Origin of the sequence: Microcystis sp. Msp_OC_L_20101000_S702, assembly GCF_007095705.1 — a bacterium.
In the GTDB taxonomy this organism is placed as follows: Bacteria; Cyanobacteriota; Cyanobacteriia; order Cyanobacteriales; family Microcystaceae; genus Microcystis; species Microcystis ichthyoblabe_A.
Genome location: NZ_SFBO01000056.1, coordinates 1 through 8,978, shown reverse-complemented (window position 1 = coordinate 8,978; position 8,978 = coordinate 1). Strand labels below are relative to the sequence as shown.

Sequence of the window (8,978 nt, the reverse complement as noted above, 5' to 3'; positions counted from 1 at the left end):
TCCATTAAGAAATGTTACAAATTACATGGGTACATCAAGAAAAGTTAAGGGGCGTATCCATTGATGGATAAGGGTTTTCGGCTATTATAGTATATATGTATGGGGGAAGTTCAGGAATAATAATCAGTTAAATGGTCTATTTACAGACTTTATGCCATTTAATTCTTATTTTTGACGTTTTTGAACCCTGAAAAATTAATTATGCAAGAGGTTTTTAAACACAAACTACCTATCAGATTGTGGAGAATTGGTATTACAAAAGTAACCAAAGGGAAAGCCAAATTTGATTAGGGAGTTGCTAGAAATTGACTGGGAGATAATTCGGCATTAACTAAAGACTTTAACGGGATTAATTTGACAGCACAAGCTTTTAATTCTGGTTGCAGGGAAATCGGACAAGCGGCCGGATGGGTGAGACTATTGGCCTCAGAATTTTCTGCCCATAGGGCCCCCCAGTGCATCGGCACAAAGACACAATTAGGAGCAATTGCTTTGGTAATTAAAGCCGGAAAACGGGCAGAACCGCGACGAGAACGCACCTCCAACCATTCCCCAGCTTCTATGCCCAATTTTGCCGCATCTTGGGGATGAATTTCCAGAAAAGGTGCGGGGTGCATTTTGACAATTTTCTCGATGCGGCCGGTGCGGGTTTGGGTGTGCCAGTGACCGTACAAACGCCCCACGGTCAACACTAGGGGATAATCATCGTCGGGGGGTTCCGCTAGACCTTTACTGTGGTAGGCGGCGAAAACAGCACGACCATCGGCAGTATTAAATTTACCATCGGTATAAAGGCGTTTTGCGGCTGTTTTTTCGCTTTTATCGTGATCTTTAACTAAATTCCCTAGTAATTCCCCGGAATTAGCGGTTTTAGGGGCGGAAATTTCATCGATGGAATCGGGCCACGGTCGGGGAGTCTCGGCCAGGCGCTCATAATTAATCCCTGTCATATCACAAGGACGTTTATAGGTCAAGCGGGCAAACTCGGAATATACCTCGGCCGAATCCTGAAAATTAAATTGTGCCTGAAACCCCAAACGGCGACCAACTTCGGCAAAAATTTGCCAGTCGGCCCTAGCTTGACCAACGGGAGGACGAAAAGCCTTATTTAAAGTCACCATACGCTCAGAATTGGTCATTGTTCCCGTTTTTTCGCCCCATTGGGCCGCTGGCAGTAATAAATGGGCATAGGCGCTGGTTTCCGTGGGATAGTAGGCATCCTGATGGATAGTAAAAGGTGATTTTAACAGGGCCGCCTTGGTGCGTTCTAGATCAGGCATACTAACGGCCGGATTAGTGGCGGCAATCCAGAGAAGTTTGACATCTCCCGTCTCCAAACCAGTAATCATACTCCAAGCATCGCGACCGGGGACCGGAGAAATCCGACCAGCAGGTAAACCCCAAGCTTGTTCCACTTCGGCCCGGTGTTGGGGATTTTTGACGGAACGATAACCGGGGAGAAGATGGCAGAGGCCGCCGGCTTCCCGTCCTCCCATGGCGTTGGGTTGTCCCGTTAGGGAAAAAGGACCGGCCCCGGGCTTACCGATATTAGCCGTCATTAAGTGTAAATTGACTAAAGTGCGGGCTTTGGCCGTGCCTTCGCTGGATTGATTGATACCCATCGACCAAAGGGAAAGCACTCTTTTCGATTCGGCCCAGTAGCGGGCAGCCTGTTCTAAATCGTCGATGGGGATACCGCATTTACGCGCGACGATTTCGGGGGGATAATGGCGGATAATTTCGGCGTATTTGGGGAAATCTCGGGTACATTTATCGATAAAATAGGTATCGATCGCACCCCAATTCATTAACAGGTGAGCAATACCGTTAAATAGGTCAATATCAGTCCCCGGGTTAATGGCGAGGTGGAGATTAGCGGCCTCGGCGGTTTTTGTCCTGCGGGGATCAACGACGATTAATTTCGCTTCTTTGTTACCTTTGAGATACTTGTGCAGACGGTTAAAGATGATGGGGTGACATTCGGCCGTATTTGTCCCCACCAGAAAGGCACAATCGGTCAATTCTAGGTCATCGTAACAGCAGGGGGGACCGTCGGACCCGAAACTGTCCCGATAAGCGGCCACGGCCGAAGACATACAAAGACGGGAATTAGCATCAAAGTTATTGACTCCCAGACAGCCCTTGACCAGTTTTTGGGCGATGTAGTAATCTTCGGTGTGAAATTGTCCCGAACCGTATAGACAGATACTTTCCTTTTCCCCCTGAGCGATTAGAGTTTGGATACGGTTAACGATGCGATCGAGGGCTTCTTCCCAAGTACAAAGACGGAATTGCTCTTGGAGAGAATCGCGGATCATCGGGGTTTTGAGGCGATTTTTATCGATTGATTCCGCTACGGTGGCCCCTTTAACACAGACCATACCTTGACTGGAGGGGTGGGACTTGTCCCCGAAGACTTTCCATGCTTGTCCGGCCGACGCGGGGGGGGTGACTGTCAAACCACAACCTACTCCACAGTAAGGACATTGGGTTTTTGTAGATTCAGTCATAAGCAGTTGGTCTGATTGGTGGCGCTGTCTTTAGGCATACTAAGATAGTCGTCAGGTTTTCTCGGCAAAATTGTAGTTATTAATACAATTTATTAGAAGCCTTGGCCAAATTGCCATTTTTATGATGCAAATCGCGCATTAAAACTGGCTAGATCAAAAGCATACACTTGTTCTCGTGTTGAAAAAGAATCGGCATAGGATAATAGTAGTCTCTAGGGTGCGGAAAAAGTTTTCAGCCAGTCATGACCTACGAACCTCTACATCATAAGTATCGTCCCCAAACCTTTGCCGATTTGGTGGGACAATCAGCGATCGCCACGACCCTGAGTAATGCCTTAATCAGTGAGCGAATCGCTCCTGCATACCTATTTACCGGACCCAGAGGCACGGGGAAAACCTCCTCGGCGCGAATTTTAGCCAAATCCCTCAACTGTCTGTCTAGTGACCATCCGACTCCGATTCCCTGCGGTAAGTGTTCCGTCTGTCACGCGATCGCCAATGGTTCCGCTTTAGACGTGATCGAAATTGATGCCGCTAGTAATACCGGTGTGGATAACATTCGGGAAATTATCGAGCGATCGCAATTTGCCCCCGTCCAATGTCGTTATAAAGTCTATGTCATCGATGAATGCCTGACTGGGGATAGCCTTGTTTTCACCGAAACGGGATTAATCCCCATTAATCATCCTGAGATTCTCGGAAAACGAGTTCTCAGTTACAACGAGAGCAGCGGAGAGTGGGAATATAAAAAAGTCCTGCGATGGCTAAACCGAGGCGTAAAAGCAACTTTAACCATTCAAACCAGAAATCAGACGATTAATTGCACTGGTAATCATTTGATTAGAACAGAAAAAGCATGGATACAAGCAAAAAATCTCAAAATCGGCGATCAGATACTATCACCTGTGAATGTGGCTGCGGTGCAATACACGCCTAGTATCATAAAATCCCCTCAATGGCTGACAAATTTCGAGGAAGTGATAGGGATTCAAGAAGGTGACACAGAAAGCGTCTATGACCTAGAAGTGGAGGACAATCATAATTTTGTTGCCAATGGGTTATTAGTTCATAACTGCCATATGCTCAGTACGGCGGCCTTTAATGCTTTGCTGAAAACTCTAGAAGAACCGCCAGATCGAGTGATTTTCGTGCTTGCTACCACCGATCCTCAGCGTGTCTTGCCTACCATCATCTCCCGTTGTCAACGCTTTGATTATCGCCGTATTGCTCTCGATGCGATGGTGGCACACCTGCAAAAAATCGCCCAAATAGAAGCGATCGATATTAACCTAGAAGCATTAACCCTTGTGGCTCAGATCGCTAACGGTGGTTTACGCGATGCCGAAAGTCTTCTTGATCAATTAAGTTTACTCGCAGGAACGATTACGGCCGAGCGAGTCTGGGATTTAGTCGGTGCAGTCCCCGAAAGAGACCTTTTAACCCTACTTAAAGTCATTCATAGCAATATTCCCGATCAAGTTATCGAACAATGTCGCCATCTGATGAATCGCGGTAAGGAACCTTTAATCGTCTTGCAAAATCTAGCGGGATTCTATTTAAACCTACTTTTAGCCAAAACCGCCCCTAATCGTCCAGAAATGGTGGCTGTCACTGCTCCCACTTGGCAGGATTTGTGTAAGGAAGCGCGTACTTGGTCTTTAGAGGAAATTCTCCGCGGTCAACAACTGCTTAAAGACAGCGAAACACAACTAAAAAACACCACTCAACCCCGTCTCTGGTTAGAAGTTACTCTATTAGGACTGTTACCGCAAGCACAGGTGATTCCGCTAGTTGCCACGGTAGCGCCTTCCCGTCCCCAAACCAGCGCCGAGAGGCCCCCGGAAGTGATCACAGCGCCGGCGCCGGTTAATGAACCGATAAAACCGCCAGTTATCACCCCGACAACTAGCGTCGCAGTGCCGAAAACTGAGGTTAAAACTGTTGCCAGTGATGACAATCATGAACAAATTTGGCAGCAGGTTTTAGAAGTAATGGAACCCCCCACTACTCGCACTCTCCTACGTCAGCATGGCAGTCTTTTTAATATGGAAGAATCGAGCGCTTATTTAAGTATATCTTCGGAACAATTATTAAAAATGGCCCGGCTACGATTGACTAATATTGAGTCAGCTTTCGAGGCAGTTTTTCAGCGCCGGATTAAAGTTCATTTACAGGTAGGTTCCGCCACTGCTGCCATGGCTGCGGAAGTTTCCCCATCCCCAGCGGCCAGGATACAACCACCACCAGAAACCGCAGCAACTCCACCAATAACTCCCGAAAATAAAGTTATGACTGTGGTGGATATTCCCCCGGTCAAAGAAGCAATTATCGAGAAAAAAGAAGCAAAGATCACTGCATCGGGAACCCCAAAAACTCCTAGCACAGAACTGCCCCAAAAAATCTTAAATTTTGATTCATCTTTAGAGACATTAGATCAAGATGTCGATGTTAGCGAAATTTTGGCGGCCGCTCAAAAGTTAGCGAAATCTTTTGATGGTGAACTGGTCAATATGGGTTATTCACTGCCAGAAAATTCGGCCGCAGAAACTAAAGTTAATAAGTCTCTGGAAAATATGACTATCGTGCGCGGGAGACCTGATGTTAACGAAATTTTAGATAGTTTGGAGGAGGACGAAGACCTTCCTTTTTAAGGCTATCCCAACGGCTTGTGCTAAACTAATAGGATATGCCACGTCTCAGGATTGGCTATTCTTGCTCAAATTCTAGCTACTAGACCTATGACACCCGAAACTAAGGCCAGAATCGATCAATTAATCCAGAATAACAAAGTTCTTGTGTTCATGAAGGGCAATAAATTAATGCCTCAGTGTGGTTTCTCGAATAACGTCATACAAATTCTCAATATTCTGGGGGTTTCCTACGAAACTGTCGATATTCTACAAGATCAGGAGTTAAGACAAGGAGTTAAGGAGTATTCCAATTGGCCGACTATTCCCCAAGTCTATATCAACGGTCAGTTTATTGGTGGTTCCGACATTATGATCGAACTCTATCAAAATGGGGAACTACAACAAATAGTCGAGGTAGCCTTAGCTTCCTAAAAATTTTCTAGGTTAGGTTAGCTATCCTAACCTAGTTTAAATCTACCAAACAGTAATCAGTGATCAGTAATCAGTAATCAGTAATCAGTGAAAAGACGGCAATTTTCTACTTAGGGTTTGCGGCAAAAAGTACGGGCGAAGCATTCGGGCAATAACCTATCGGTGAAACCGTAGATTTTCTATCCGAATGCTTCGCCCCTACAGGACGCGGAGTGATAACTGCACTGATAACAAATCCGTTTTTAATAGTGTGATTAACTCTCAAGTTATGAATTGTTTCTCCCTTATCCCCACACCCCACTCTCCTATACCTTTTAAACAGGATTTAGTATCACTCCCCTTTAAAACTGTCCCTTGAATTCCTCTCTATCTTTTGCTACGAGGACACTTTGTTGGGGGATACCGATGTGAATTCCCTTCTCCTCAAAAGCAATCTTGAGACGACGACGATACTCTCTTTCTATATCCCATTGTCGTAATCTTTTGACGACAATTCTGAGCATAATTTCCATCCCCGTGTGAGAAACCCGACTAACACCAGCAACCTCCACGGGATTGATGATATCTTCTTGCCATTGTGAATCTGCAGCCATATTTTCAGCGATGGCTGCCATTAAAGCGATCGCCACATCTGGCTCGGTGTCATAGGCGACTTCGATGGTAAAATCGACCCGCGCCCAATCTTTACTGAGGTTGTGTGCGATAATAATTTGGTTATGGGCAATAGTGATTAAACGTCCATCGTCGGCCCGCAATTGAGTCGCTCGCAAACTCATATTTTCCACCAAACCGATAAACTCCTGAAACTGGATTATATCACCGACAGTGTACTGATCTTCAAAGACAATCAGAAAACCGTTCATCCAATCTTTTAAAAGATCCTGAAAGGCAAAGGTGAGCAATGCTCCCACTAAACCGGCTCCCGTGAGTAAAAAGGCGAAAGAAAGACCCATCCAAGCTAAAAAAATCAAAATTCCTAGAAAAATAGCGATAAATGTGATAATTTCTCGCCAAACTTCTAATAAAGTTGGAGCGCGCAGAATCCTCCTTTCCAAATTTTCCGAAAAAACCGCTCCTTCCTCTACCCACTCCCGTAGTCTGGAATTAACGTAGAGATTAATCATATTGCTCACTGATGTCAGCAGCAACCAGATGATAAAAATCTGTAAAGGAATACGGATTATTCCGCGTCCTTCTAGCCTAGTTTCGGGAAATACATACAAAATCGCCGCTATTCCGGCAAACCAAAGCAGTATCAGTCCAATAAGAGCCAGTCTTTTCCAGAGAATATTTAGCGTTAGTTGTCGCTGAATATCGGCCTGTTGACGGAATTTAGAGGAATCTTCTAGAGAGGCTAAAATCGGTTCTTGGGAGCGATCTTTTCTGGGGGGGGAATTTATAGGTAAATTTCGATCGGATTGACTTTTAGCCTGTTTTTTGAGGAGATTGAAGCGATTTCTTAAACGTTTCTGCCACCAAATTGATACCCAGCTTAAGAAAATTAGCCCCAAAATAATTATAGTGGCAGTCATTACCTGTTGCCGACGAGGGGCGGGCTGACGTTCTTGCCAAGCTTGGATCAAAGCTGTTTGGATGATTTTAACCCATCTGTCCGCTAAATCGCCAACAGAAGAAGAATCGATCAGGGCATCAACTTCTGTCACTGTCAGAATTACCTGTTGCGGTAAATTCTGGTTATCCTTGGCCACAATCACGGTTAAATTATTGAGAGTCGCCGTACTTACTTGCAGGGTTGTCGGATCGAAACCCCGATTGATAATATTATTTAAGCCCCTTTCAATGCTCCTAGCCCGTCTTTCTACCGGGGAGAGTTCCCGGGACTCAGAAGCGGTAAAATCTTGGGAGGCAATCTGAAATAAGGCAAATCCATCTAGATTCACGGAAGCATATTCTATATCCCCGGCTACAAAAATCCTTGTTCCCGTGGGAGATGCAAATGGAACTAGAAAATTTTGGGCTAGGGATGGCAGGGAATTAAGAACAAATATACTAACCAAGAGGCAACCCGCCAATCCTTGAATGACCAGATTGAAAATTTTTCTCCGTTGCCATCGTCCCATTGCCCAAGTTTCCTTTTTGATTAACAATGATCTTGACTCGCTTTCTCAGCTTATGGCAGTTATCTTAATGGTGAGATCAAAAGTTTTCGTTTTGGGGAGTCGGTCGTGCCTCTCCCTTCTCCCCAGTGATAACTGATAACTGCAATCCCCAACCCCCAACATTAGTTAACTTCTCATGTCCAATATACCCCCACAGTGGCGCGAGGAAATAACCTCTTTACCTCCTTGGTTACGGCGTTCACTCGGCAAATCTAGCGAAATTTCCACGGTTCAGCGCATTATCAAACAAAGGAACATTCATACTATCTGCGAGGAGGGTCGCTGTCCCAATCGCGGCGAATGTTATGCCCAAGGTACGGCGACTTTTTTGTTGATGGGTCCCACCTGTACCCGGTCCTGTGCTTTTTGTCAAGTGGATAAGGGTCATGCACCCATGCCTCTCGATGTGGAGGAACCGCAAAAAGTGGCGGAAGCGGTGCAATTGTTAAATTTAAGTTACGTTGTCTTGACTTCTGTAGCCAGAGATGATATGGAAGACGGCGGAGCCAGTTGGTTCGTGCGGACGATGACAGCCATTCGCGAACTCAATCCCCACACTTTAATTGAGGTGTTAACCCCGGATTTTGCTGGAGGCAAGGGAAGTCAACAGGAACGGGTGGCGACGGTGGTAGGGGCAAAACCTGCCTGTTACAATCACAATATCGAGACGGTGCGCCGTTTGCAAGGACCGGTTAGACGCGGGGCTAAATACGATCGCTCTTTGGCGGTTTTGCGTTATGTTAAGGAAATCGATCGCTCAATTCCGACGAAATCCGGCTTAATGGTCGGTCACGGTGAGACAAAAGAGGAAATTATCGAGACTTTGGCAGATTTACGCGCGATCAACTGCGATCGAGTTACTATTGGTCAATATATGCGTCCTTCTCTGGAACATTTGCTCGTACAGAAATATTGGACTCCCTCAGAATTTAGCGAGTTGGGAGAAATTGCCCAAAAAATGGGGTTTTCTCAGGTTAGATCTGGCCCCCTAGTCCGCAGTTCCTATCATGCGGGAGAGTAAATCAGTTATCAGTTATCAGCAGTCAGGAGATTATTTTTATTGATTCTTCCCACTTCCTAATCCCTAATGGGTGCATCTCATTTTTGTAAATCTACCAAGTTGGGATTTTTACGGGGAAACTCTCGGCTAAAATTGGGCGTTACTTTCGATTTTATCACTCAATCCAAGCCTTTGGGGGGTTCTACCCCCCAAACCCCCCGTTGGGGGCGTGGCGCCGCCCCCAAACCCCCCGCGCATTAGTTTTTCGGTGGGATGCTTACACGCA

5 protein-coding genes are annotated in these 8,978 nt (G+C 45.8%); 3 read left to right on the top strand and 2 right to left on the bottom strand.

From position 1 onward, the window contains the following. Positions 1–287: 287 nt before the first annotated feature. Complete coding sequence (locus EWV60_RS06270) at positions 288–2,510, bottom strand: molybdopterin oxidoreductase family protein (protein WP_287231596.1); 2,223 nt, start codon at positions 2,508–2,510, stop codon at positions 288–290. Between the two features lie 242 nt (positions 2,511–2,752). Between EWV60_RS06270 and dnaX the strand changes: the two genes are divergently transcribed. Both dnaX and grxD read left to right on the top strand, forming a co-directional pair. Continuing rightward, on the top strand, positions 2,753–5,161 hold the full coding sequence (dnaX, locus tag EWV60_RS06265; protein ID WP_287231595.1) for a DNA polymerase III subunit gamma/tau: 2,409 nt from the start codon (positions 2,753–2,755) through the stop codon (positions 5,159–5,161). 87 nt (positions 5,162–5,248) lie between these two features. Continuing rightward, positions 5,249–5,572, top strand: a complete 324-nt coding sequence (gene grxD / locus EWV60_RS06260) for a Grx4 family monothiol glutaredoxin (protein WP_002739803.1) — start codon at positions 5,249–5,251, stop codon at positions 5,570–5,572. Between the two features lie 341 nt (positions 5,573–5,913). On the opposite strand, the gene EWV60_RS06255 is transcribed toward grxD, so the two are convergent. Beyond that, positions 5,914–7,653 (bottom strand): mechanosensitive ion channel family protein, encoded by a 1,740-nt coding sequence (locus EWV60_RS06255; protein ID WP_287231597.1) that lies wholly within the window; start codon positions 7,651–7,653, stop codon positions 5,914–5,916. A gap of 175 nt (positions 7,654–7,828) precedes the next feature. Between EWV60_RS06255 and lipA the strand changes: the two genes are divergently transcribed. Further along, on the top strand, positions 7,829–8,713 hold the full coding sequence (gene lipA, locus EWV60_RS06250; RefSeq protein ID WP_194016547.1) for a lipoyl synthase: 885 nt from the start codon (positions 7,829–7,831) through the stop codon (positions 8,711–8,713). The last annotated feature ends 265 nt before the right edge of the window (positions 8,714–8,978 follow it).

Bases quoted from the DNA above. Each gene is read 5' to 3' on its own strand.
- EWV60_RS06270 (WP_287231596.1), bottom strand. From the start codon at position 2,510: ATGACTGAATCTACAAAAACCCAATGTCCTTACTGTGGAGTAGGTTGT.
- dnaX (WP_287231595.1), top strand. From the start codon at position 2,753: ATGACCTACGAACCTCTACATCATAAGTATCGTCCCCAAACCTTTGCC.
- grxD (WP_002739803.1), top strand. From the start codon at position 5,249: ATGACACCCGAAACTAAGGCCAGAATCGATCAATTAATCCAGAATAAC.
- EWV60_RS06255 (WP_287231597.1), bottom strand. From the start codon at position 7,653: ATGGGACGATGGCAACGGAGAAAAATTTTCAATCTGGTCATTCAAGGA.
- lipA (WP_194016547.1), top strand. From the start codon at position 7,829: ATGTCCAATATACCCCCACAGTGGCGCGAGGAAATAACCTCTTTACCT.